General features: G+C 61.6%; 23 protein-coding genes and 2 tRNA genes. 12 read left to right on the forward strand and 13 right to left on the reverse strand.

Annotated features, from left to right (window positions below; translation table 11 throughout):
• Window positions 1-87: 87 nt before the first annotated feature.
• Together N6G83_RS02300 and gap are read left to right on the forward strand one after the other, a co-directional pair.
• Window positions 88-1,062 carry a GlxA family transcriptional regulator gene (locus N6G83_RS02300; RefSeq protein WP_025303397.1) on the forward strand — a complete coding sequence of 325 codons (975 nt, stop codon included), beginning with the start codon at window positions 88-90 and terminating at the stop codon, window positions 1,060-1,062.
• A 77-nt stretch (window positions 1,063-1,139) separates the two neighbouring features.
• Entirely contained in the window at window positions 1,140-2,147 is a 1,008-nt protein-coding gene (gene gap / locus N6G83_RS02305) for a type I glyceraldehyde-3-phosphate dehydrogenase (RefSeq protein ID WP_260514562.1), read from the forward strand.
• Between the two features lie 54 nt (window positions 2,148-2,201).
• Here gap and N6G83_RS02310 read toward each other — a convergent pair.
• Together N6G83_RS02310 and mtfA are read right to left on the reverse strand one after the other, a co-directional pair.
• Window positions 2,202-2,277 (reverse strand) — tRNA-Asn (locus N6G83_RS02310).
• A 99-nt stretch (window positions 2,278-2,376) separates the two neighbouring features.
• Window positions 2,377-3,177 (reverse strand): DgsA anti-repressor MtfA, encoded by an 801-nt coding sequence (gene mtfA, locus N6G83_RS02315; protein ID WP_025303395.1) that lies wholly within the window; start codon window positions 3,175-3,177, stop codon window positions 2,377-2,379.
• Window positions 3,178-3,269: 92 nt separating this feature from the next.
• Here mtfA and N6G83_RS02320 point away from each other — a divergent pair.
• The 4 genes from N6G83_RS02320 (at window position 3,270) to N6G83_RS02335 (ending at window position 6,565) form a co-directional block, all read left to right on the forward strand.
• Window positions 3,270-3,359: transfer RNA gene (locus N6G83_RS02320), tRNA-Ser, on the forward strand.
• Window positions 3,360-3,829: 470 nt separating this feature from the next.
• Window positions 3,830-5,317, forward strand: coding sequence for a UbiD family decarboxylase (locus N6G83_RS02325; protein ID WP_049203987.1), 1,488 nt, complete (start codon window positions 3,830-3,832; stop codon window positions 5,315-5,317).
• On the forward strand, window positions 5,307-5,777 hold the full coding sequence (locus N6G83_RS02330; RefSeq protein ID WP_025303393.1) for a MarR family winged helix-turn-helix transcriptional regulator: 471 nt from the start codon (window positions 5,307-5,309) through the stop codon (window positions 5,775-5,777). The genes N6G83_RS02325 and N6G83_RS02330 overlap by 11 nt, the downstream gene beginning before the upstream one ends.
• A 155-nt stretch (window positions 5,778-5,932) precedes the next feature.
• On the forward strand, window positions 5,933-6,565 hold the full coding sequence (locus N6G83_RS02335; protein ID WP_025303392.1) for a helix-turn-helix domain-containing protein: 633 nt from the start codon (window positions 5,933-5,935) through the stop codon (window positions 6,563-6,565).
• Window positions 6,566-6,622: 57 nt separating this feature from the next.
• On the opposite strand, the gene N6G83_RS02340 is transcribed toward N6G83_RS02335, so the two are convergent.
• The gene (locus N6G83_RS02340) at window positions 6,623-7,057 is read right to left on the reverse strand and encodes a DoxX family protein (RefSeq protein WP_025303391.1); all 435 of its coding nucleotides are present in this window, start codon (window positions 7,055-7,057) and stop codon (window positions 6,623-6,625) included.
• 217 nt (window positions 7,058-7,274) lie between these two features.
• Between N6G83_RS02340 and N6G83_RS02345 the strand changes: the two genes are divergently transcribed.
• The 3 genes from N6G83_RS02345 (at window position 7,275) to N6G83_RS02355 (ending at window position 9,497) form a co-directional block, all read left to right on the forward strand.
• On the forward strand, window positions 7,275-7,475 hold the full coding sequence (locus tag N6G83_RS02345) for a hypothetical protein (protein WP_016927170.1): 201 nt from the start codon (window positions 7,275-7,277) through the stop codon (window positions 7,473-7,475).
• A 76-nt stretch (window positions 7,476-7,551) separates the two neighbouring features.
• A complete protein-coding gene (gspS, locus tag N6G83_RS02350; protein ID WP_025303389.1) occupies window positions 7,552-7,950 on the forward strand; it encodes a type II secretion system pilot lipoprotein GspS in 399 nt (132 codons plus the stop codon).
• 113 nt (window positions 7,951-8,063) lie between these two features.
• Entirely contained in the window at window positions 8,064-9,497 is a 1,434-nt protein-coding gene (locus N6G83_RS02355; protein WP_260514573.1) for an EmmdR/YeeO family multidrug/toxin efflux MATE transporter, read from the forward strand.
• 30 nt (window positions 9,498-9,527) lie between these two features.
• On the opposite strand, the gene N6G83_RS02360 is transcribed toward N6G83_RS02355, so the two are convergent.
• The 4 genes from N6G83_RS02360 to pqqU all read right to left on the reverse strand — a co-directional run bounded on the left by N6G83_RS02360 (window position 9,528) and on the right by pqqU (window position 14,775).
• Window positions 9,528-9,707 carry a hypothetical protein gene (locus N6G83_RS02360; protein WP_019453466.1) on the reverse strand — a complete coding sequence of 60 codons (180 nt, stop codon included), beginning with the start codon at window positions 9,705-9,707 and terminating at the stop codon, window positions 9,528-9,530.
• Window positions 9,704-9,889 carry a hypothetical protein gene (locus N6G83_RS02365; RefSeq protein WP_025303387.1) on the reverse strand — a complete coding sequence of 62 codons (186 nt, stop codon included), beginning with the start codon at window positions 9,887-9,889 and terminating at the stop codon, window positions 9,704-9,706. Before N6G83_RS02365 ends, N6G83_RS02360 begins: the two co-directional genes overlap by 4 nt.
• Before the next feature lie 227 nt (window positions 9,890-10,116).
• On the reverse strand, window positions 10,117-12,489 hold the full coding sequence (locus tag N6G83_RS02370; RefSeq protein ID WP_025303386.1) for a glucose/quinate/shikimate family membrane-bound PQQ-dependent dehydrogenase: 2,373 nt from the start codon (window positions 12,487-12,489) through the stop codon (window positions 10,117-10,119).
• 147 nt (window positions 12,490-12,636) lie between these two features.
• Window positions 12,637-14,775 carry a TonB-dependent receptor PqqU gene (gene pqqU, locus N6G83_RS02375; RefSeq protein ID WP_373276031.1) on the reverse strand — a complete coding sequence of 713 codons (2,139 nt, stop codon included), beginning with the start codon at window positions 14,773-14,775 and terminating at the stop codon, window positions 12,637-12,639.
• Window positions 14,776-15,080: 305 nt separating this feature from the next.
• On the opposite strand from pqqU, the gene N6G83_RS02380 reads away from it, so the two are divergent.
• Entirely contained in the window at window positions 15,081-16,070 is a 990-nt protein-coding gene (locus tag N6G83_RS02380; RefSeq protein WP_164063029.1) for an aldo/keto reductase, read from the forward strand.
• Here the strand turns inward: N6G83_RS02380 and N6G83_RS02385 are convergent.
• Window positions 16,067-16,960 (reverse strand): LysR family transcriptional regulator, encoded by an 894-nt coding sequence (locus N6G83_RS02385; protein WP_043140030.1) that lies wholly within the window; start codon window positions 16,958-16,960, stop codon window positions 16,067-16,069. The genes N6G83_RS02380 and N6G83_RS02385 overlap by 4 nt on opposite strands.
• Window positions 16,961-17,133: 173 nt before the next feature.
• Here N6G83_RS02385 and N6G83_RS02390 point away from each other — a divergent pair, with 173 nt between their 5' ends.
• The gene (locus N6G83_RS02390) at window positions 17,134-17,529 is read left to right on the forward strand and encodes a cupin domain-containing protein (RefSeq protein WP_033643630.1); all 396 of its coding nucleotides are present in this window, start codon (window positions 17,134-17,136) and stop codon (window positions 17,527-17,529) included.
• A 6-nt stretch (window positions 17,530-17,535) separates the two neighbouring features.
• Here N6G83_RS02390 and N6G83_RS02395 read toward each other — a convergent pair whose 3' ends face one another.
• The 3 genes from N6G83_RS02395 to gabD all read right to left on the reverse strand — a co-directional run bounded on the left by N6G83_RS02395 (window position 17,536) and on the right by gabD (window position 19,915).
• Window positions 17,536-17,904: a glyoxalase superfamily protein gene (locus N6G83_RS02395; RefSeq protein ID WP_164063126.1), complete on the reverse strand. Its 369-nt coding sequence runs from the start codon at window positions 17,902-17,904 to the stop codon at window positions 17,536-17,538.
• A gap of 22 nt (window positions 17,905-17,926) precedes the next feature.
• Window positions 17,927-18,340 carry a GyrI-like domain-containing protein gene (locus tag N6G83_RS02400; RefSeq protein ID WP_164063031.1) on the reverse strand — a complete coding sequence of 138 codons (414 nt, stop codon included), beginning with the start codon at window positions 18,338-18,340 and terminating at the stop codon, window positions 17,927-17,929.
• 99 nt (window positions 18,341-18,439) lie between these two features.
• The gene (gene gabD / locus N6G83_RS02405; protein WP_164063033.1) at window positions 18,440-19,915 is read right to left on the reverse strand and encodes an NADP-dependent succinate-semialdehyde dehydrogenase; all 1,476 of its coding nucleotides are present in this window, start codon (window positions 19,913-19,915) and stop codon (window positions 18,440-18,442) included.
• 214 nt (window positions 19,916-20,129) lie between these two features.
• On the opposite strand from gabD, the gene N6G83_RS02410 reads away from it, so the two are divergent.
• Window positions 20,130-20,345, forward strand: a complete 216-nt coding sequence (locus N6G83_RS02410; protein WP_004935234.1) for a glycogen synthase — start codon at window positions 20,130-20,132, stop codon at window positions 20,343-20,345.
• A 37-nt stretch (window positions 20,346-20,382) separates the two neighbouring features.
• On the opposite strand, the gene N6G83_RS02415 is transcribed toward N6G83_RS02410, so the two are convergent.
• Window positions 20,383-21,297, reverse strand: a complete 915-nt coding sequence (locus N6G83_RS02415; protein WP_260514578.1) for a pyridoxamine 5'-phosphate oxidase family protein — start codon at window positions 21,295-21,297, stop codon at window positions 20,383-20,385.
• 4 nt (window positions 21,298-21,301) lie between these two features.
• Window positions 21,302-21,919 (reverse strand): glutathione S-transferase, encoded by a 618-nt coding sequence (locus tag N6G83_RS02420; protein ID WP_043140032.1) that lies wholly within the window; start codon window positions 21,917-21,919, stop codon window positions 21,302-21,304.
• Window positions 21,920-21,959: the final 40 nt, after the last annotated feature.

Genomic DNA, 21,959 nt, shown 5'->3' on the forward strand with positions numbered 1-21,959 from the left:
CTTTTTTATGCCCGCAGGGTGAACCCGTGGCGCTTTTCTTATACAGTGGTTGTCTGGCCTGTTTTGCTCTTTCTTGTAATTATCGCCATGCATACATTCCTGATTATCGTCCCTGAAGGGGGCATGCTGTTCGAAGCGGCGGGCATCGCCGATATCCTGATGCAGGCTAATCGCCTGAGTTCCGCCGAGACGCCGCTGTATCAGATCGCGGTCGCCACTACGCAATCTCACCGGGTGGTGCACGGCCTGTCCGGGCTGAGCCTGTTGGCTGACCATCGCCTGGCGGATCTCGATCCGGCCCAGCCGCGCGATACCGTCATTGTTGCCGGCAAGGGGGCAACCGAAGAAGAGGGCGCCCTGGTGGCGGATTGGCTGCGCCGCGCGGCGCCGCAGACGCGCCGTATCGCCTCGGTTTGCGGCGGGGCTCTGCTGCTGGCCGAAGCCGGATTGCTGGACGGGCGGCGGGCGACTACCCACTGGCGGCTGGCGGAAACGCTGCAGGCGCGCTTCCCGCGGGTGCAGGTTGAAAACGGCCCGATCTACGTGCAGGACGGGCCGATTTGGACCTCCGGCGGCGTCAGTTCCGGCTTCGATCTGACGCTGGCGCTGGTGGAGGATGATTACGGCTTCGTGCAGGCGCGCGAAGTGGCGCAGGATCTGGTGATGTTTCTGCGCCGCCCCGGCGGGCAGGCGCAGTTCAGCCGCTACCCGCTCAACCAGGCCAAATCGCCGGGCCCGATCCGCGACCTGCAGTCCTGGATCCTGGAAAACCTCGCCGACGATCTCAGCGTCGATCGGTTGGCCGAACGCGTGGCGATGAGCCCGCGCAACTTTACCCGCGTATTCACCCGCGAGACGGGCATTTCTCCCGCCAAATTCGTCGAAGAAGGCCGGTTGCATACCGCCAGGCAGCGCCTGGAGCAGAGTGCGCAAGGCATCGAGCAGATCGCCCTGGCCACCGGCTTTGGCAACGGCCTTAACCTACGGCGGGTGTTTGAGCGCAAACTGCAGCTGACCCCGAGCGAATACCGCGAACGCTTCCATGCGCGCAATTTGGCGTAAATTGATCGGTAAACGTCATTTACGCCGCCTCGGGGCAGGGCTAGAGTCGAGGCAAAGCCCAAAACGAGGAGTGCATCATGGTGAGAGTAGGCATTAATGGATTTGGCAGGATCGGACGCAACGTGCTGCGCGCGGCGCTGGGGCGCAGCGATTTTGAAGTGGTGGCGATCAACGATCTGACGGACAGCAAAACGCTGGCGCACCTGCTGAAATACGACACGCTTTCCGGCACGCTGGCGGCCAGGGTGGAAGCCGGCGACAACCAACTGCTGCTGGACGGCCGGCCGATTCAGGTGTTTTCGCAGCGCGACCCCGCCGAGATCCCCTGGAGCAGCGTGGGCGTTGACGTGGTGATCGAAGCGACGGGCTTCTTTACCGACAAGGCCAAGGCGGAAGTGCACATCACGCACGGCGGCGCCAAGCGGGTGATTATCTCGGCGCCGGCCAAGAACGACGACATCACCATCGTCATGGGGGTTAACGACCAGCTTTACGATCCGGCGCTGCATAAAGTGGTCAGCAACGGCAGCTGCACCACTAACGGGCTGGCGCCCGCCGCGCAGGTGCTGCATCAGGCGTTCGGCATCGAATACGGGCTGATGAACACTACTCACGCCTATACCAATAGCCAGGCGCTGCACGATCAGCCGGAAAAAGATCTGCGCGGCGCGCGGGCGGCGGCGGAATCGATCGTGCCTTATTCCAGCGGCGCGGCCAAGGCGCTCGGCAAGGTGATCCCGGATCTCGACGGCAGGTTGACCGGTTACTCGCTGCGGGTGCCGGTGCCGGTCGTCTCGATCGTCGATCTGACGGTGACGCTGAAACGCCCGGCGACGGTGGAAGAGATTAACGCCGCTTTCCGCGCGGCGGCATCCGGCCCGCTGAAAGGGATCCTGGGCTACAGCGATGAACCGCTGGTGTCGAGCGACTACCGGGGTGATGCGCGTTCGTCGATCATCGACGGGCTGTCCACGCTGGTGATCGGCGGCAATCTGGTGAAAGTGCTCGCCTGGTATGACAACGAATGGGGCTTCTCCAATCGGTTGGTCGATCTGGCGCTGCTGATGGAAAAACGCGGGCTGTAAACGCCCCATAGCAAAAAGCCCGCTTAAGTTTCCTTAAGCGGGCTTCTCTAAATATGGCTCCTCTGACTGGACTCGAACCAGTGACATACGGATTAACAGTCCGCCGTTCTACCGACTGAACTACAGAGGAATCGTGTGAACGGGGCGCATGATATCCAGCGGCCCCGGGTGTGTCAACGCTAAATTGCCCCAGGCGGTGCGACTGCTCGGTATCTGAGCAATAAGCCCGTCAATCAGCCCATTGCGCGTCGTTTTCCACCTGGCCGCGCAACAGGCGCGCCAGCGGATCCTGGCGGTAGAAGCGGCAAAAGTGCTGATACAGCGCCGGGAAGCGTTCGGCCAGCAGCTCGGGAGCGCTGAAGAAATACTCCGACAGCACGGCGAAGCACTCGGCCGCATCGGTGGCGGCATAGGCATCCATGCTGGCGGCCTCTTCACCGACCATGTCGATCTCGTCCTGCAGGCTTTCCATCGCGGCGTGCAGATCGTGCTCCCAGGCGGCCACCTCGCGCAGTGGGATCGGCGGTACGCCGGTGGCGACGCCGCCGTTGCGCATATCCAGCTTGTGCACCGCTTCGTGGATCACCAGATTGAAACCAGAGAGATCGAAAGAGTCCTGCACGTCTTGCCAGTTGAGCACGATCGGCCCCTGTTCCCAGCTTTGGCCAGACTGCACCACTGGCCCCGAGTGCACCAGGCCGATCTCGTCCTGCCATTCGTCTTCCACCACGAACGGGGTGGGGTAGAGCAGAATTTCGTTGAAGCCGTCGAGGCACTCCGCGCCGAGTTCCAGCACCGGCAAGGCGAACAGCAGGGCGATGCGCGCCTGCATTTGCGATGTGAGCTGCAGCCCCTGCAGCGGCACGATGCGCTTTTGCTGCAAGATCTGCCCGGCAACGGCCACCAGCCGCTGCTGCTCCTGCTCATTCAGCGGCGAGAGCAGCGGGATCGCCAGCGCGTCCTGCCACTGGGCCTGAGTGTCTGCCTGGGGTTGAGAGGGTTGAGTCGCTTTCCACGGCCATTTAATCATCAGGTTGCTCGTAAAGTCGTCACTTGAACGTTCAGCGGTGTGCTAATGCTGTAAAAATGCCGTAAAAGCGGGCATGATAGCAAGCGTTGTTAGGAGAGATGCCGGAGCGGCTGAACGGACCAGTCTCGAAAACTGGAGTAGGGGCAACTCTACCGGGGGTTCAAATCCCCCTCTCTCCGCCACTTTACCCCTCGTTGTTCCCTATCGAATCAAAATCCTTTTCTTTCGCTAATGCTTGTAAACCGTTCGATCTGAAACCGGTTTGCGTTGGCCGAGATCCTTTTCCGCATTATAACCCGTGCAATATCAACGAATAGCATTTTGCGATTATGTTCTTCATTTTGTGAGCCATGTTGCGCTTAAACCCGGTGCGGCGCTTGTGGTAAGCCCAGTGCCAGGCGCAGGCCAATCATGCTGAAGGTGTGAAACCGCCACGGTGATAATGCCTGCCGGCAGGGGCGTGCATGGCCTGACTCCGCTATCCCTTGAAGAGTTTGCCAGACTGACAACATGCCCAACATCTCCAGGGTAGCGTGTATTTACACGCGATTTTTCGTGCACTAATATGTGTGCACATGCACATAAAAACGGTCTCCTCTCCGCCGCGATGGGAATAGAAGGGACTGAACGCCCGGAAACTGGAGGATTTGCCATGAGTTTGCTCGATTGCGCACTGGATTTTCGTCACTTCATTGAGGAGTTGCGTCGCCGAAACGATTTGGTCGACGTGCATCAGCAAGTTTCCGCCGACCTGGAGATAGCGGCTGTCTGCCGCCGGGTCTATGAGCAACGGCTTTCGGCTCCGCTATTTCATCATGTGGCGGGCGCGATGCCGGGGGCTCGCATTCTTGGCGCGCCGGCCGGCATGCTCGCTTCTGCGGAACATGCCTATTCTCGCCTCGCCCTCCATTTTGGCCTACCGCCAGAGAGCTCCCCGCGAGATATCGTGGCGGCGATTCGCCGGGCGGTGAAGGCGGAACCGCTTGCCCCCGATTACTGTTCGACCGGCCCGGTGAAAGAGAATATTTGGCGAGGTGACGAGGTTGATCTGGCACGCTTCCCGGTGCCTCTGCTGCATGAACGGGATGGCGGGCGCTATTTCGGCACCTACGGGTTCCATGTCGTGCAATCCCCGGACGGGAAGTGGCACAGCTGGGGCATCGGCAGGCTCATGATGCTCGATCGCAATCGTCTCACCGGCCCGGCAATCCCCACCCAGCACATCGGCATGATCCGTGAAATGTGGCGTCGGGAAGGGAAACCTACGCCGTGGGCGATGGTGCTCGGGGCGCCGCCTGCCGCGGTGGCGGTCGCGGGGATGCCGTTGCCGGCCGGCGTCAGTGAGCCTGACTATGTCGGCGCGTTGCTCGGTAAAAGTGTCACGCTCACCCAAGCGGAAACCAACGATCTCTGGGTGCCGGCCAATGCGGAAATTGTGCTGGAAGGTGAAATCAGCCTGACGGAGACGGCGCTGGAAGGGCCGATGGGGGAGTATCACGGCTATCAACACCAGCAGGGCCATGAACAGCCGGTGTTCCATGTGCACGCGATGACGTTTCGCGATGACCCCATTTTGCCGATTTGCGTCGCCGGCACGCCGCCGGAGGAAAATCATACGATCTGGGGCACCATGATATCGGCCCAACTGCTGGAAACCCTGCAGAGCGCGGCATTGCCCGTCGACTTTGTCTGGTGTTCCTATGAGGCGGCAACCTGTTGGGCGGTGGTGTCCGTCGATATTGAAAAACTGGCCGACATGAGGACCAACGCGGCGGATTTTGCCGGTAAGGTGGCGGAAGTAGTCTTCGGTTCGCATGCGGGCTACCTGATCCCCAAACTGATTCTGGTCGGCAATGACATTGATATTGTCGATATCAATCAGGTGGTTTGGGCGTTGGCTACGCGCTCACATCCGGCGCGCGATCATTTTATTTTCCCGGACGTACGCGAGTTCCCGATGGTGCCGTACCTGTCGGAAGAAGACAAGGCGCGCGGCAGCGGCGGCAAAGCCATCATCAACTGCCTGTTCCCCGAGCAGTTCAGCGGCGTAACACGTGCGGGTACCGCCTCTTTCAGGCACTCGTATCCGGAACAGGTCAGGGTAAAAGTCGAGGCTAATTGGAAACAGTATGGGTTCTGAAAAAAAAGACAGGCATAGCGGCCGACAGGGAATGGGATTGCCCGACGGTGCGCTTTACAGGATGACGGAGGTGGTGCGTCACCGCGAAAAACGGCTGTCTGCGTTACTCGCATTGCAAGGGCTCAGCCTCCATGAGTGGCGCGCGTTGCGTATTCTCTACAGTTTTCCGGGCGACGTGGCCATGAGCGAGGTGATAGCGCATTCGCAGACCGATCGCACCGCGCTAGGCCGTACGATCACCCAACTGGTTAATCGGGGGTGGGTCGCGCGCTTCCCCGATCCGGAAGATAAGCGCGCGGTATATCTGCGCGTCATGCCGGCGTCTCGCCCCATTTTTGACCAGGCGAGGCAATGGGTGGCGGATTATGACGCCCAGCTGATGGCCTGCCTGGATGACGCGGGGCTCAGTGCCCTGGATGACGCTTTGCAACGCATGATGTTGTTTATCGATACCCCTTAGCTATTCCGGTCCCAGTTGCGGAGAAAACGCTCGGTGGCGGGGGCGCCGTTTTATCCCGCTTGACCGCATTCTGCTGCACGATGCGGTGTTGTACTGTTGACCGCAGGTAAGGTAATTTGCTGATGGCAATGATGACTGACGCGGGGGCAACGGACATGAACGAAAGAATCGACTACCACATCGAGAAATACCATTTCGCGCCGCTGGATGAAGCCCCGCGGCTCGCGCACCAGTGGAGCGAGGTGTTGAACGAGTGCCGCGAGACGCAGGCCGGGGCGGAAGAGCGTCTGCGCATTGCGCTGCTCAATGTGGACTACGTGACCAGTTTCGAATTGCCATTTCGCTTATTGCTGGTGCGGGCACCGCAGCTGATTGCCGGCCTGCGTGATGAGTTGTCGATCAGTCAAAAAAATGTGGTGTTCAACGGCAAGCGCTTTGGCTGTGTCTACAGCCTGAAAAGCGATTTGAGCGGCGTGCCGGAGGCTTTCCAATACGGCCTGTCGACCCGTATTCACCGAACATCTGCGTCGGGCGTGGATGCGCTGCCTTACCGGGAAATTGCCAAAGCGCTCAAGGCGCCGCGTGAGCGGCTTAAGCTGGCGCTGGAGCAAGGGTTGCCGGTGACGGCGCTGGATGGCTTGTTCTGGTTCGGCATCCAGCGCATTGCTGCCGAGGTGCGCAGGCTAAGAAAAACTGGCATGGCGATCGTGACGGCGGAAACGGAGATCTTCGACACCCTGACCGGCACGACGCGCAAGGTCCCAGTGTACCGCCTGGCCGAGAGTTAAACGCCGTGTCCGCACCGAGGAGGTTCAAACCAAAAACCTCCTTATGGAATGCGCGGCTTACCGATAGGCTTCATTACGCGCGATCGTGTATTTGCCGCTGCCCAGCAGCAGAATGGCGAGCCCGCCCATAAAGAACACCAGTTCGTTTTCAATGCCCCAGGCGCCGACGTCAGTGACGCTGAACACCTTGCCGGTGCCCACCATCAAAAATGCCACCACCAGCGTAAAGGCGTAAACCAGCGCGGCGGGGCGGGTGAACAGTCCCAAAATGATCAGTATCGGCGCCAGGATCTCCCCTACATACACGCCGTAGGCGATGAAGGCGGGCAGCCCCTGTTCCTGCAACGCACCGGCAATCCAGCCGACGCCGTGCTGAATTTTCGCCACGCCGTGAAACAGCATCAGTCCGCCAAAGGTCAGTCTGAGTGCCAGCTTGCCGGCGTCCGGACGATCAAAAAGGCGCGTGAACACTGCATTCAATGACTTAACCATGGCCCTTCCTCCTGAATAGGAATGATTTTCAATCAATATATCAATAAGGTGAATGCGAAAGATGTTCTGGATCAGTAAAACGGCGGACTTTACGCCGAATCACCGGGTGAGATTTAGCGGGCGCTTCACACGGCAACGCAGGCTGTCCCCGCGACCCAAATCGGGGTAAAATGCAGCAGTTCACCTTATCGCACGTCATCAGGCTGTCGTACTCGCTATGAAAATGCGCAAACCCCGTCGTCCGCCCGGGCGGTGGATTTATTACATCCTGCATGAAGACATGCTGTGGCCCTGCCCGGTCAAATGGGAGTGGGAGAGCGGCTATAACGCCTGGCTGCCGTTTTATTATTCCCCTACGCTGGAATTCGTCGCCGGCAACCCCGCTCGCGCCACCAAGGTCAGCAGCGGCCGGCGCTAAGCGCGCTGCCCGCCTTGCCGCCCGGCATCCGCTCACCTAAGATCATTGCATCACCCACAGGTTTCCGGGAGCGCCCATGTCTACTCTGTTTCGCACGTTTCTTTGCGGCGCGGTGGCGTTGCTGCTGCTTGCGGGTTGTCAGCAGACGGCGCATCGACCGGCGCCGCCGCTGCAGGCGCAATTGGATCACATCGCTCTGATGCTGGCCGGCGGGCATTTCCTGCGCGTGGACTGCGGGCGCAGCGACGTGCCGGACGACGTGAAATTGCAACGCACCGCGATGCGTGCGGCGCAGCATCGCGGCTGGGATACGCATGCGGTAGGGTATCGACAGTTGCCGACGCTCACCCAGGCGCGTTACCTGACTCTGCAGCAGGACAATCAGCTGCTGACGGACAAATGCGCCACGCTCAGCCGCAGTACCGCGCGTTTTATCGCGGCGGCGCAGGCCGATCAGGAAGACTACATGGAGTAGCGTTGGGTAAGCCTGTCGGGCGCTCGTTACGGGCGCCTAAAAATTCTTTGCAGGATAACGATTTATCGATCATCATTTGAAATGATGTTTCACTTTTATCCATCGAGCCCACCTTGAATCTGTATGCCGCACTGCGTCAGCGCGTGGAAAATACGCCCAGGTACGCCAAACGGAAAAGCTACCGCGTGCTGTTCTGGCGCGAAATCACGCCGCTGGCGGTGCCGATCTTTCTGGAGAATGCCTGCGTTTTGCTGATGGGGGTGCTGAGCACCTTTCTGGTGAGCTGGCTCGGCAAAGAGGCGATGGCCGGGGTGGGGCTGGCGGACAGCTTCAACATGGTGATCATTGCCTTTTTTGCCGCGGTGGATCTCGGCACCACCGTGGTGGTGGCCTTCAGCCTCGGCAAGCGCGATCGCCGGCGTGCGCGGGCGGCGGCGCGTCAGTCGCTGGTCTTGATGACCGGCGTGGCGGTGCTGTTGGCGGCGGGCATTCACCTGGCGGGCGAATCGATCATCGATGTGATCGCCGGCGCGGCGTCGCCGGAGGTGAAAGCGCTGGCGCTCTCTTACCTGCAGACCACGGTGTGGAGCTACCCGGCGGCGGCGATTGCGCTGATCGGCAGCGGCGCGTTGCGCGGCGCGGGTAATACCAAGATCCCGCTGCTGATCAATGGTGGCATGAATATCCTCAATATCATCATCAGCAGCATCCTGATTTACGGCATGCTCGGCTGGCACGGGCTGGGCTTTGTCGGCGCCGGGCTGGGGCTGACGATTTCCCGCTATATCGGCGCCATCGCCATCCTCTATGTGCTGGCGATCGGCTTTAATCCGGCGCTGCACATTACGCTGAAAAGTTATTTCACGCCGCTCAAGATGAGCATCCTGTGGGAAGTGTTGGGGATCGGCATTCCCGCCAGCGTCGAATCGGTGCTGTTCAACGGCGGCAAGCTGTTGACGCAGATGTTCGTCGCCGGCATGGGCACCAACGTGATCGCCGGCAACTTCATCGCCTTCTCCATCGCTTCGTTGATTAACTTGCCGGGCAACGCATTGGGATCGGCCTCGACCATCATCGTCGGTCGGCGGCTCGGCAAGGGCGAGATCGGTCAGGCGGAACGGCAGCTGCGCCATATTTTCTGGCTATCGACCCTTGGGCTGACCGCCATCGCCTGGGGCACGGCGCCGCTGGCCGGGGTATTCGCCGCGTTTTATACCTCGCAGGATGATGTGAAAACGGTGGTGAAAACCCTGATTTGGCTCAACGCTGCTTTTATGCCGATCTGGGCCGCTTCATGGGTGTTGCCCGCTGGGCTGAAAGGCGCGCGCGACGCCCGCTTTGCCATGTGGGTGACGATGCTCGGCATGTGGGGCTGCCGCGTGGTGGCTGGCTATGTGCTGGGTATCGAACTGGGCATGGGCGTGGTGGGCGTCTGGTTGGGGATGTTCTTCGATTGGGCGGTGCGCGGCGCCTTGTTCTACTGGCGCATGATCAGCGGGCGCTGGCTGTGGAAATATCCGCGGGCCAAACGCCGGGAGGCCGAGTAACGTCGGCCGCGGGGCACCGGCGAGATGGCCTCAGTATAAAAGCGTCATCGCGCTGAAGAACAACAGCGTCAACGCGATAATAATGACGTTTTGCGTGGCCTTGCGCACCAGTCTGCTGGCGCTCAGTCGGCTGTCGATGACGTAGAGCAGCGGCACCATCAGCAGCACGTAGGCGAACATCAGCATGGCGGTAAAGGGTTGCAGGTTCATTTATGCTTCTCCTGTACGTCATCATGGCCGACCAGGTGCACCAGCACCGCCTCCGTCTGATGGGCCAAGCCAATAAAGGGCGGGGCGACAGGGGGATCCGCTGCGAACGGCAGGCCGGCGCGCCGCGTGTTCACCGCCGCTTGCAGAATTTTCTTTCTATGCTTCCGAGTATGGTCGACCATGCGCCTCCGAATAAGGCCGCCCGCAGGCGGCTGATCGTAGTATTACCATTAAGCTGGAGTAGGATTGCAGGCCGCTGCCGGGGCCATGCATTCATAATATTGCGAATGATAACCATTATCAATAATGAAAGTGAAAAAATTAAGGGTATTGCGAGAGGGGTGTCAGCGGGGAGGGAAAAGAAAAAGCACGCCTTGCGGCGTGCTTTGCGAGGTACTAACGGCGGTGGTTACTTCTGATCGGGCAGGGCGTAAGCGATCACATAGTCGCCCAGCTTGGTGCCGAAGGAACCGTGGCCGCCGGCGTAGATCAGCACGTACTGCTTGCCATTGACCTCATAGGTCATCGGCGTCGCCTGGCCGCCGGCCGGCAAGCGTGCTTCCCACAGTTTTTCACCGTTGGTCACGCTGAAAGCGCGCAGGTAGTTGTCAGCGGTGGCGCCGATGAAGAACACGTTACCGGCGGTGGTTACCGGGCCGCCCAGCATCGGCATGCCCATTTTGAACGGCAGTGGCAGCGGTGAGCTGTCGCGCACGGTGCCGATGCGTTTTTTCCACACGATGTCGTTGGTTTTCAGATCCACGGCGGAAATGTAACCCCAGGCCGGCTGTTTGCACGGCAGGCCGAACGGTGACAGGAACGGGTTCAGGGTAACGCCGAACGGCACGCCATATTGCGGCTGTACGCCGGACTCGGTGCCGCTGCCGCCTTTGTCGCCTTCCGGCGGCTCAATCGGGTTGCCTGGGCCGCGCGGGATCAGTTTAGAGACGAACGGCAGCGCGATCGGGTTGGCGATGGCGATTTCGCGATCGGTATCGACGGCCAGGCCGCCCCATTCGAACATGCCCAGGTTACCCGGGAACACCAGCGTGCCCTGCTCGGAAGGCGGGGTGAAGGTGCCTTCATAACGCAGGCTGTGGAACATCACGCGGCAGACCAGCTGGTCATAGATGGTCGCGCCCCACATGTCCGCACCGGTCAGCTTCTTCTCAGGACGGAAGGTCAGCTCGGAGAACGGCTGGGTCGGTGACAGGCGGTCGCCTTTGGCCGGGCCCTGAGGTACCGGTTTCTCCGGCGCCGGCACCACCAGCTCGCCGTTGGTGCGGTTCAGCACGAAGATGTTGCCGGTTTTGGTCGGCACATAGATCACCGGCACTTTTTTACCGCTCTTGTCGGTAATGTCCGCCAGGGTCGGCTGCGCCGGCACGTCCATATCCCACAGGTCGTGGTGGACCGTCTGATAGAACCAGGCCAGTTTGCCGGTGGAGGCGTTCAGCGCCAGCAGGCCGCTGGCGTAGCGCTCCATTTCCGGGGTGCGGTTGCCGCCCCAGATGTCCGGCGTGGCGACGCCCATCGGCAGATAGACGATATCCAGCTTGGCGTCATAGGCGGCCGGCGCCCAAGAGTTCGGCGAGTTCGGCACGAAATGGTGCTCGTCCGCCGGGATGGCGTTCGGATCTTTCGCGCCCGGATCGAAGGCCCACAGCAGCTTGCCGCTGTTGATGTCGAAGCCGCGGATCACGCCGGAAGGCTCACGGTTGGAGTAGTTGTCGGTCACGGCACCGGCAACGACGATCACGTTATCGGTGATCACCGGCGGCGAGGTCGGCTCGTAGTGGCCCGGCGTCGCATACGGCATGTTGCTCTGCAGGTTCAGCTCGCCGTTGTTGGCGAAGTCCGGGCACGGTTTGCCGGTTTCGGCGTCCAGCGCGAACAGGCGGCCGTCGTTGACCGGCAGAATGATGCGGCGTGCGCACATCGCCGGTGCGGCATCGCCGGCGGCGCCCGCGGCTGCAGCGGTTTCGTGGTAAGACACGCCGCGGCAGGTGATGTGCTGGAAGGTCGGGTTGTACTTCAGCTGCGGATCAAATTTCCACTTTTCTTTACCGGTGGCGGCATCCAGCGCGAACAGCTTCTGGTGCGGCGTACACATGTAAAGGGTATCGCGGATCTTGATCGGCGTGACTTCGTTGGTGATCTCACCCGGATCGTTGGCGGTCTTCAGATCGCCGGTCTGGAAACGCCAGGCTTCTTGCAGCTGGCCAACGTTTTTGTCGTTGATCTGGCTCAGCGGCGAGTAACGGGTGCCTTCCTGGGTGCGGCCATAGGCCGGCCAGTCGGCGCCGGTGGCGTCTTTCGGCTGGACCTGCGCGGCGTCAAGGGTGCCGTTGATCTCTTGCGGATCGTTGAATACGGCATAGGCCAGTGCGATGACGGTGATCGCCAGCGCCGCGCTCAGCGCACCGTAGGCGAATTTGCCGTTGGCGACCAGCTTACGGTAGATAAACGGCAGCACCAGCCACAGGCCGAAGAAGAAGGTGACGTCCAGGCGCGGCGTCAGCGCCCAGAAGTCCGGGCCGACTTCCCACAGGGCCCAAATAGTGGTGCCCAGCAGGAACACCGCGTACAGCAGCAGCGCGGTGGCGCGGCGGCGGAACAGCAGCCAGGAGGTCGCCAGCAGCACCAGCCCGGCGATGATGTAATACAGCGAACCGCCCAACTTGGCCAGCCAGATGCCGCCGCCGAGCAGATAAAGCCCGCTCAGCGCGGCAAACAGCGCCGTTATGACGATAAGCGGCGATAGTGACGCTTTATTTTGCATAGCAATACCCTTACCAAAAATGAAAGTCCCCGATTTAGAGATTAAGCCAAATCGGAAAAAACACGCGGTTTCTCCCTATTATTTCAGCGGGAAGCCGCTAGGGTGACGTAAAACCCATCCCGTCTTTTAACCTTAAGGTGCTTTGCCTTATTCAAAGCGGTAAGACAAGGTGGCGCCGCCACCCCAGTTGCGACCCGGCGCCGGCTCGAAATAGCGGCCATTGCCTTCGTTGACGATCACCGAACCGACGTAACGGCGGTCGAAAATATTGTCCACCCGGCTGAACACGTCCAGCGCCCAGCGGTTCCAGGTAAAGCGATAACCGGCGTTTACGCCGGCCACGGTGTAAGAGGGGGCCTGCGCGCTGTTGGCGTCGTTGGCCTGAATGTCGCTCATGTAGCGCAGCTCCGCGCCGGCGTGCCAGCCTTCCGGCGGTGCAAAGGCCAGCGAGGCGTAGCCCATGTTGCGGGCGATGCCTGGCAGGTGATTGCCGGCGGGGGTACAGCCGGATTTACCGCACATTTCGCTGCGGTAGGTGGCGTCCAGCAGCGTCCAGGCCATATGCAGGCGCCAGTCCAGTGCGAACTCTTGATCCAGCGCCAGCTCCAGGCCGCGCCGCCGGGTTTTGCCGGCGTTGGCGTAGCTGGTGCGTCCGCCGCTGCTTTCCGCCACCACCAGCTCGTTGTCGGTATCGGTCTGGAACAGCGCAGCGCTCACCAGGCCGTTGCCGAGGCGCAGCTTGCTGCCCAGTTCGACGGTATCGCTGGTGGACGGCTGCAGGCCGATATTGAGGCCCGTCTGGCCGTCGGGGCGGTAGGAGAGTTCGTTGATGGTCGGGGTTTCAAAGCCGCGGCCGGCGGAGATATAAACGTTCCACGCCGGGTTGATCTTGTAGTTGAGCGAGCCCATCGGCAGCCACTGGTGGTAGCGTTTGCTGCCGCTGTCGTCGCCGTTGCGCGGCGTGATGTAATAGTCGGTCGAGTCGAAGCTGACGGTGCTGTAGCGCAGGCCGGCGTCCAGCGTCCAGCGCGGCGTCAGTTGCCAGGAGGTTTGCAGGTAAGGATCCAGGTTCCAGATACGGTTCTTCTCGTTGCGCCGCTGGTCGCCTTTCTCGCCGTAGTCCACAGTGCCGTCTCGCAGAATAAAGTTTTCGAACCCCTGGCGGCGTTCGGTCATGGTTTCATAATCCAGACCGCCGATCAGTGTTACCGGTAACGATGCGAGAGTATCCTCATGCTTCCAGCGAGTGTCAATGCCCTGATATTTTCTTTCCAGCACGATCACCCCGCCGGCGTGGGTGGGGTTGAGCTGCGGCCCCATCGGGATGGACTGGTACTGCGTGGTGTGGCGCTCGCCGTGGTAGGCAGTCAGCGTCAGTTCGTCGCGCTCGCTCATCTGGCGCTGATAGCGCAGGCCGGCCTGGGTCTGATCGAGCGACTTGCGGGTGTTAAATTGATCCGCGCGCGGCGCCTGGCGCGGGTTTTCCTTCCACTCTGCCTCGGTCAGGCCGCCCGGATCGCCGGCATCGATTGAGACGCTGTTGAACATCAGCGTCAGGGTGCTGACGTCGTCCAGCCGCACACCGAGCTTGCCGTTGCCGAGGTTTTTCCGCGCGGCGCTGTGATCGCGGTAGCCCTGAGTGGTGAAGCGGGTGCCCGAGATGGCGTAGTTGACGTCGCCGGCCTGGGTACCGTCGCCGGTGGCGCCGGTCGCTTTCACCCCATAGCGCCAGGTATTGTCGCTGCCGAAATAGCCGCCGGCCTCCAGCGTTGGCGGCTGGGTGCCGGTCTGGGTGTCAACGTTGATCACCCCGCCCGAAGCGTTGCCGTACAGCGCGGAATAGGGGCCGCGCAGCACCTCGATGCGCTCGACGGAGTTGATGTCGATGTTGGAGGTTTGTCCCTGGCCGTCGGGCATGGTGGCGGGAATGCCGTCGACGTACATGCGCACCCCGCGCACGCCGAACATCGATCGGCTGCCGAATCCGCGTATCGACAGCTGCAGATCCTGCGCATAGTTTTGCCGGTTTTGGAGCTGCAGGCCCGGCACGCTGCCGAGGTTTTCCGACAGGTTAATCTGCGGTGCGGCGTTGCGCAGGTCCTGGCCGTCGATCACGCTGACGGACACCGGCGATCCCAGCTCGGTCAATCCGGTGGGTTGCGCCATCACCACCAGGGTGTCGCTTTTCTCTTCATTATTTTCTGCCGCCAGTGCCTGACTGGCAAACATGGGATGTAGCAATAGCATTGCAGCCGGGGTAAGCACGGCGCTTTTCTTATTGGTCATGGAATAAATCTGCCACTGGTATTGAAAGGGAATTGCAAGTCGATTCAGAGTTAGCCATCTGTCGCTCCATCTACATGACGCTAAACGAAAAGGGTAAGGCATCCTGATATCAGTATAGAGTATCTCGGGCAGGAACGTTCCCGCAAAAACTCCGGTCCCAGCGACGGTTAACGGATTCATGAGCCTGGCTCATAAGCTCAAGCGTATTTCGCCCCATAGTCATGGCGGCAGTCGCGTTTTACAGTCACCACACCGGAACGGCTCCGCGTCACGCGGGGCCGGTATCAATCAGTGGGAGAGTGAAGATGCAAACACGCAAATTGGGGCGCGAAGGGCTGGAAGTCTCGGCGTTGGGGTTGGGCTGTATGGGACTGAGCTTTGGCTACGGCCCGGCCACCGACAGACGGCAGGCGGTCGATCTGATCCGTGCCGCGGTTGACGAGGGCGTGACGTTCTTCGATACCGCCGAGATTTATGGTCCGTTCACCAACGAGGAATTGTTGGGCGAAGCGCTGGCGCCGGTGCGCGACCGGGTCGTCATCGCCACCAAGTTCGGTTTCGATCTGCCGCAGCCGGCGGGGCAACAGGTGTTGAACAGCCGTCCGGAGCATATTCGCCAGGCGGTGGAAGGCTCGTTGAAGCGCCTGCGGATAGAGACGATCGATTTGCTGTATCAGCACCGTGTCGATCCTGAGGTGCCTATCGAGGAGGTGGCCGGTACGGTGCAGCAACTGATTCGCGAAGGGAAAGTGAAGTATTTCGGCCTGTCGGAAGCCGGCGCGCAAACCATTCGGCGAGCTCACGCGGTGCAGCCGGTCACGGCGCTGCAAAGCGAATATTCGCTGTGGTGGCGCGAGCCGGAGCGTGAAATCTTGCCGACGCTGGCAGAGCTGGGTATCGGTCTGGTGCCGTTCAGCCCGCTCGGCAAAGGCTTTCTCACCGGCGCCATTACCGAGGACACCACCTTTGACAGCGGCGATTTTCGCAACCTGGTGCCGCGCTTCAGCGCCGAAGCGCGCCGGGCCAATCAGGCGCTGGTGAGCGTGCTGGGGCAGATAGCGCAGCGCAAAGGCGTGACGCCGGCGCAGATCGCCCTGGCCTGGCTGCTGGCGCAACAGCCGTGGATCGTGCCGATCCCGGGAACCACCAAACGCCATCGGCTGCAAGAAAACCTTGCGGCGGCGTCGGTGGTGTTGGCGGCGGACGAACTGGGCGCGATCGAGCGTGCGCTCTCCGCTATCGACGTGATCGGCGATCGTTACCCGGCGCATCTGCAGAAGAACGTCGGGCGTTAAGCCCCGCGCCGCAGCGCCTCAATCAGCAGCGCAAAGGCGGTAGTGTGTTGCCTGCGGCTTGGATAATAGAGGTAATAACCGGGAAACGGCGGGCACCAGTCGTCCAGCGCCATCAGCAACCGACCGTCGGCCAGCGGCTCGGCGACGGTATCTTCCGGCACAAAGGCGATGCCGAGGCCGAGCTGCGCGGCGTCGATTCGCTGGCGCAGGCTGTTGAAGGTCAGTTGCCCCTCCACCCGCACTTTAATCTCCCGGCCATCGCGGGCAAATTCCCAGGCGTACAGCCCGCCGAGGGTGGGCAGGCGCATGTTGATGCAGCGATGGTTTTGCAGCGCTTGCGGCGTAGCGGGGAGGCCGTAACGGGCAAAATAGTCAGGGGAGGCGACGGGCACCATGCGCATGTCCGGCCCGATGCGCACCGCGACCATGTCCTTCGCCACCTGTTCCCCCAGGCGGATTCCGGCGTCGAATCGCCCGGCGACGATGTCGGTCAGGCTGTTGTCGACGGTGATTTCCACGTTGATATCCGGGTAATCGACGAGAAAAGTGCGCAGCACCGGCCACAGTACCGCATCCACCGCGTGTTCGCCGGCGGTGATGCGGATATTGCCGGCGGGCCGATCGCGCATTTCACCCAGCGCGTTCAGCTCGCTTTCAATCTCCGCCAAGCGCGGGCCAATGCTGTTGAGCAGCCGCTCACCGGCCTCGGTGGGGGCGACGCTGCGAGTGGTGCGCGTGAGCAAACGCAGCGCCAGGCGTTCTTCCAGGCCGCGAATAGCGTGGCTGAGTGCCGATTGGGAAACCCCAAGCTGCGCCGCCGCTTTGGTGAAGCTGCGCTCCCTGGCCACCATCAGGAAAGCGATCAGATCGTTAAAGTTTTCTTTCAACATACCGGCACCGGAGAGCAAAGTTGGGGCGCTGTCGCGCGTAGATTTATGAATTGAGCTCATAGCTCCTTGCGCATTTTACCCGCTAGTCGCCGGAAAAGCATGGCGCTATCTTGGCATCACTCACTCATGATTATCAGCGCCGGCTGTGAGAGCCGGCGCGGAGGACACGGCAGATGAAAATACAACGCAGCGGTTCTATCCCATCACAGCGCGGTTCGGCGGATTACTTTACCGGGCAGGTACGCATCGACGCGCCGTTCGCCGGTGACGCGCCGGCCAGGGTGGGCGGCGCGACCGTCACCTTCGAACCCGGCGCCCGCACGGCATGGCATACGCATCCGCTCGGCCAGACGCTGATCGTCACTCAGGGGCGCGGGTGGATCCAGATGTGGGGCGAGAAGACGCAGGAGATGCATCCCGGCGATATCGTTTGGATACCGGCTGACGTCAAACACTGGCACGGTGCGACACCGGACACTGCCATGACCCATATCGCCATCGCCGAAGCGGTGGACGGCAGCCCGGTGACCTGGCTGGAGCCGGTCAGCGAGGCGGACTACCGGCCATAACGCCGATCAGGCCGGGGGGCTCTGTTCGCAAAACCGCAGGCGGTTGCCGAACGGATCGGTGAGGTTCAGCTCTTTGCCCCAATCGACAATCTCCAGGCCCGGCCGGGCATAGCGATAGTTTTTGGCCGTGAGCTCCCGGTGCAGCGCGTCGATATCGTGCACCGGGATGAAAATGGCGGCGCCGGGCGTGCTGTCGCCATAGTGTTCGCTCAGGTGCAGCGTCAGCCCGGTGCGGGTCACCTGCATGTACAGCGGTAGGTCTTCGCTGAAGCGGTGCTCCCACGCCAGCGTGAAACCGAGAAAATCCAGATAAAACTCTTTGGCCTTGTCGACGGAAAAGATACGCAGGATCGGAATGGCGGGGGAGAGCGTCATCATTGTTGACCTCACTGTCGCGTTAGCGGCAGCCGATATGGATATCGACCGCGTCGGGGCCGGTATAGGCTTCGAAGTCGGTCAGGAAGCGACGTTCGATTTCCGGGTGTTGCTCGAAGTAGGCCCAGATGGCTTGCCAGCCTTCGATGACCGCCGCCGGCATGGCGCCTCGGGCCTGGAACACCAGATAGCGGCCAGGTTGGATGTGCAAACCGCTCTGTGCCTCACTGCCGGCGGTGACATCAAACGGCCCGCTGGCGTCGGAGGCGTAGTTGGAGTAGACCCCGTAAACCGGCATGGCGGGCGAGGTGGCGAAAAAGTCTGACCACAGCGCGGGGATTTTAGCCGTCTCGGGCTGGGTTTCGTCCTGATTGGTGGTTCTGATTGTCTGGCCGGCGACGTAAAAACCGGGCAGGTGTACCGAGAGGGGCTGCATAGAGGCAATTCCTTTTAACCGCTGAAAAGATGCCTAAAGGTAGCAAAGGCTCCCCAAAACCGCCAGACAGGGCCCCCGCAGGCGCGGAGGCCCCTCACATCAGGCGCCCAAACCGCCGAGGCACAGGTATTTGATTTCGAGATAGTCCTCGATGCCGTATTTTGAGCCTTCGCGGCCCAAACCGGAGTGCTTCATGCCGCCGAACGGTGCCACCTCGGTGGAAATCAACCCTTCGTTGATACCGACAATGCCGTACTCCAGCGCTTCGGCCACGCGCATCACCCGGCCGATGTCGCGGCTGTAGAAGTAAGCGGCCAGGCCGAACGGCGTGTCGTTGGCCAGTTCGACGGCGTCGGCCTCCTGGCTGAAGCGGATCAGGGGCGCCACCGGGCCGAACGTCTCCTCACGGAAGATTTTTGCCGTGCGCGGTACATCGGTCAGGATGGTCGGGGTGAAGAAATTACCGCCCAGCGTGTCAGGCTTACCGCCCAGCAGCACCGAGGCGCCGTGCTCGACGGCGTCGGCGATATGCTCGCGCACTTTCTCCACCGCGTCCGGGTTAATCAACGGGCCGATGGTGACGCCGTCATCCAGGCCGTTGCCGACTTTCAGCTTGGCGACGGCGGCTTTCAGCTTGGCGGCGAAGGCGTCGTACACGCCGTCCTGCACCAGAAAACGGTTGGTGCAGACACAGGTCTGGCCGGCGTTGCGGTATTTCGAGGCGACCGCGCCGGCCACGGCGGCGTCCAGATCGGCGTCGTCGAAGACGATAAACGGCGCGTTGCCGCCCAACTCCATGCTGGTTTTCTTGATGGTGGGCGCACACTGGGCCAGCAGCTGCGCGCCGACTTCGGTGCTGCCGGTGAAGGAGAGTTTACGCACATCCGGGTTGGCGGTGAGTTCGCCGCCGATGCCTTTGCTGGGGCCGGTGATTACGTTGCACACCCCGGCGGGCAGCCCGGCGCGCTCCGCCAGCACGGCGATCGCCAGCGCCGAGAACGGGGTCTGGCTGGCGGGGCGGATCACCCCGGTACAGCCCGCCGCCCAGCCGGGGCCGGCTTTACGGGTGATCATCGCCGCCGGGAAGTTCCACGGGGTGATGGCCGCGAACACGCCGATCGGCTCTTTTTGCACGATGATGCGGCGACCGGCCTGCGGCTGTGGAATGGTGTCGCCATATACCCGTTTGCCTTCTTCGGCGAACCATTCGATAAAGGAGGCGGCATAGGCGATTTCACCGCGGCTTTCGGCCAGCGGTTTGCCCTGTTCCGCCGTCATGATGCGCGCCAGATCTTCCTGATTTTCCATCATCAATTCAAACAGCCGCCGCAGCTTGCCGGCGCGCTCTTTGGCGGTCAGCGCGCGCCAGGCGGGCAGCGCTTTTTTGGCGGCGGCGATGGCGCGAGCGGTTTCTTCGGCGCCGAAGGCCGGTACGTGGCCGACCCGTTCGCCGTTGGCGGGGTTATGAATGGCGATCGAACGGCCTTCCTGGGCCGGCAACCATTGCCCGTCGATGTAGTTGGCCTCGCGGAACAGCGTGGGATCCTTGAGGGTAGCGCAGATGCTGGTGCTCATGAGTCTCTTCCTTCTTTCCTGAGTTCAACAGAGTGGTCTATCCCATACGGCTACCCTTTACCCTAGCAAATTTTGCCGCCGCCGTTTGCCCGCGCGGCAACAAGATGGTCGTTTTCTTTATGCGCACCTTCTGTACAAAAAATATCCTCTGTCGGGCCGATACTGAAAGAGCAGGCATATGACCCTTTTCGATGTAATTAAAAGGAGTGTGCGAATGATGAAATCAGTGGACAGACATCTCGCGGCCTACGGCAGCGAAATGGATTTTTTGGCGTCGAGCATCGCTCTGATGGAATGGCAAGGGCGGCAGATTGACGCCGGGCAGGTGGCCGGCAATATGTCGGAGCAGCAAAGCCGCCTGTTCTTTGCGCGGTTGAATTATTTTCGTCAGCTTTATCAGGCCGCATCGGCGGCCGAACACAGCCTGTAATTTCCGATCCAGCCCCGCCGCAGCGGGGCTTTTCATTTCAGCGGTGCCACACCCCGGTCGCCAGCGTTGCCGGCGAATACTCCAGATTTCGTCCCCGCCACGGCAGCGCTGCCGCAAAACGCCAGGCGCGGCGCACGTCAAACCGCCAATAGCGTTCTGCGCCTTCAACGGCGGGATGCCCCTCCGTTTGCCAGAGGATCTGCGTTTCCCCCTGCAGATGCAGCACGTCGCCGCGTTCAAAATCGATGAACAGCAGCGCCGCCCGCGGTTCGGCCAGCAGATTACCCAGCGTGTTCATGTAGCGGTTGCCGCGAAAATCCGGCATCCACAGCGTGTCGCCTTCCAGATGGATAAAGCCGGGGCGGCCGCCGCGATGGGAAATATCCACGCCGCCCTGCGCCAGTGTCAGGTGCGCGCCGCTGGCGACGAAGCAGGTGTCCGCGGCGCGGATCAGCGCCTGCGCCGCCGCATCCAGCGAGGCTAAATGCTCAACCGGCTGCGGCCGGCTGTCCACCGGGTAGAGTTCTCGGCGCTGAATGTACTGCGGGCAGTTGCCGAAGCTTTGCTGAACGAGGATTTCCACCCGGTTTTTGTCGGTGCGGCTGACGGCGCCGTTGGCGCGGTTGCGCCGCCGGTTGCTGAAATCCAGCCCCAGCGCGCCGACCGGCTTGCCGGGCAGCAACAGCGCCTGGGCGGGATCGTCGCTGCGGCGCGGCGCGCTGATGCGTAAATGCGTGTCGTCCGGCGTGCGTAAAAATCCGGGCGGGCCGGTAAACAGGGTGGCGATGGGCCAGCCTTGTTCATCCAGCGTGGCGACGAACAGGTAGGGCAGCGCGGCGAAAAACGCGCGGTGCTGATCCGGCATCGCGGGGTAGATGCCGCCGCCTACGCCGCCAAACCCGGCCAGCGTCTGTGCGCGCAGCTCATCCGGATGGAACAGTTGCGGGATCATGGCGTCAGCTCGCCGCCGGTTCCGGCAGGGCCGGCATGGCAAAGAAGCCGGGCAGTGCAACGATGCGCGCCGCCCAGCGCCGTATCGCAGGGTAAGGCGCCAACGAAATGCCGCCTTCGGCCGCGACCGCTACGTAGCTGTGGCAGGCCAGATCGGCGATGGTGGGCTGTTCGGTGGCCAGGTAGTCCCGCTCGCTCAGATGCTGTTCCATCTGCGGCAGAAAACGATCGCTGACCGCCCGCGCCGCCTGATAATCCTCCGGCACCGCGAATTGGGCGATCAGTCGGCAAGAGGCCGGGCCGTAGCGAACTTCACCGGCGGCTTTGGAAAGCCAGGCCTGCACCCGCGCGGCCGCCGCCGGCTGTTCCGGCAGCCAGTGACTGTCCGCCGCATAGCGCTTCACCAGATAGACCAGAATGGCGTTGCTGTCGGCCAGCGTCAGATCGCCATCCTGTAAGACCGGGATCTGGCCGAACGGATTGAGCCGGCGGAAGGCTGCGCTCTGCCGTACGTCCGCCGAGGCTTCGACCCATGCATAGGGCAGCGCCAGCATACGCAGCAGCAACGCCACGCGATGAACGTGGCCGGAAAGCGGGGTGCCGTAGAGTGTGATGGTGGACATGGCGTTTCTCCTCAGTGCTTTTTGTCAGCATACTCTTGCG

It is taken from the genome of Serratia sp. PL7, assembly GCF_945957435.1.

Excerpts from the sequence above, each read along its gene's own strand:
- N6G83_RS02360 (WP_019453466.1), bottom strand. The coding sequence starts at position 9,707 with ATGAACCTGCAACCCTTTACCGCCATGCTGATGTTCGCCTACGTGCTG.
- N6G83_RS02340 (WP_025303391.1), bottom strand. The coding sequence starts at position 7,057 with ATGGTTAAGTCATTGAATGCAGTGTTCACGCGCCTTTTTGATCGTCCG.
- pqqU (WP_373276031.1), bottom strand. The coding sequence starts at position 14,775 with ATGACCAATAAGAAAAGCGCCGTGCTTACCCCGGCTGCAATGCTATTG.
- N6G83_RS02415 (WP_260514578.1), bottom strand. The coding sequence starts at position 21,297 with ATGATCCCGCAACTGTTCCATCCGGATGAGCTGCGCGCACAGACGCTG.
- N6G83_RS02325 (WP_049203987.1), top strand. The coding sequence starts at position 3,830 with ATGAGTTTGCTCGATTGCGCACTGGATTTTCGTCACTTCATTGAGGAG.
- N6G83_RS02330 (WP_025303393.1), top strand. The coding sequence starts at position 5,307 with ATGGGTTCTGAAAAAAAAGACAGGCATAGCGGCCGACAGGGAATGGGA.
- gap (WP_260514562.1), top strand. The coding sequence starts at position 1,140 with ATGGTGAGAGTAGGCATTAATGGATTTGGCAGGATCGGACGCAACGTG.
- N6G83_RS02400 (WP_164063031.1), bottom strand. The coding sequence starts at position 18,340 with ATGCAGCCCCTCTCGGTACACCTGCCCGGTTTTTACGTCGCCGGCCAG.
- N6G83_RS02335 (WP_025303392.1), top strand. The coding sequence starts at position 5,933 with ATGAACGAAAGAATCGACTACCACATCGAGAAATACCATTTCGCGCCG.
- N6G83_RS02365 (WP_025303387.1), bottom strand. The coding sequence starts at position 9,889 with ATGGTCGACCATACTCGGAAGCATAGAAAGAAAATTCTGCAAGCGGCG.
- N6G83_RS02410 (WP_004935234.1), top strand. The coding sequence starts at position 20,130 with ATGATGAAATCAGTGGACAGACATCTCGCGGCCTACGGCAGCGAAATG.
- N6G83_RS02390 (WP_033643630.1), top strand. The coding sequence starts at position 17,134 with ATGAAAATACAACGCAGCGGTTCTATCCCATCACAGCGCGGTTCGGCG.
- mtfA (WP_025303395.1), bottom strand. The coding sequence starts at position 3,177 with ATGATTAAATGGCCGTGGAAAGCGACTCAACCCTCTCAACCCCAGGCA.
- N6G83_RS02380 (WP_164063029.1), top strand. The coding sequence starts at position 15,081 with ATGCAAACACGCAAATTGGGGCGCGAAGGGCTGGAAGTCTCGGCGTTG.
- N6G83_RS02395 (WP_164063126.1), bottom strand. The coding sequence starts at position 17,904 with ATGACGCTCTCCCCCGCCATTCCGATCCTGCGTATCTTTTCCGTCGAC.
- N6G83_RS02420 (WP_043140032.1), bottom strand. The coding sequence starts at position 21,919 with ATGTCCACCATCACACTCTACGGCACCCCGCTTTCCGGCCACGTTCAT.
- gabD (WP_164063033.1), bottom strand. The coding sequence starts at position 19,915 with ATGAGCACCAGCATCTGCGCTACCCTCAAGGATCCCACGCTGTTCCGC.
- N6G83_RS02345 (WP_016927170.1), top strand. The coding sequence starts at position 7,275 with ATGAAAATGCGCAAACCCCGTCGTCCGCCCGGGCGGTGGATTTATTAC.
- N6G83_RS02370 (WP_025303386.1), bottom strand. The coding sequence starts at position 12,489 with ATGCAAAATAAAGCGTCACTATCGCCGCTTATCGTCATAACGGCGCTG.
- gspS (WP_025303389.1), top strand. The coding sequence starts at position 7,552 with ATGTCTACTCTGTTTCGCACGTTTCTTTGCGGCGCGGTGGCGTTGCTG.
- N6G83_RS02385 (WP_043140030.1), bottom strand. The coding sequence starts at position 16,960 with ATGTTGAAAGAAAACTTTAACGATCTGATCGCTTTCCTGATGGTGGCC.
- N6G83_RS02300 (WP_025303397.1), top strand. The coding sequence starts at position 88 with ATGCATACATTCCTGATTATCGTCCCTGAAGGGGGCATGCTGTTCGAA.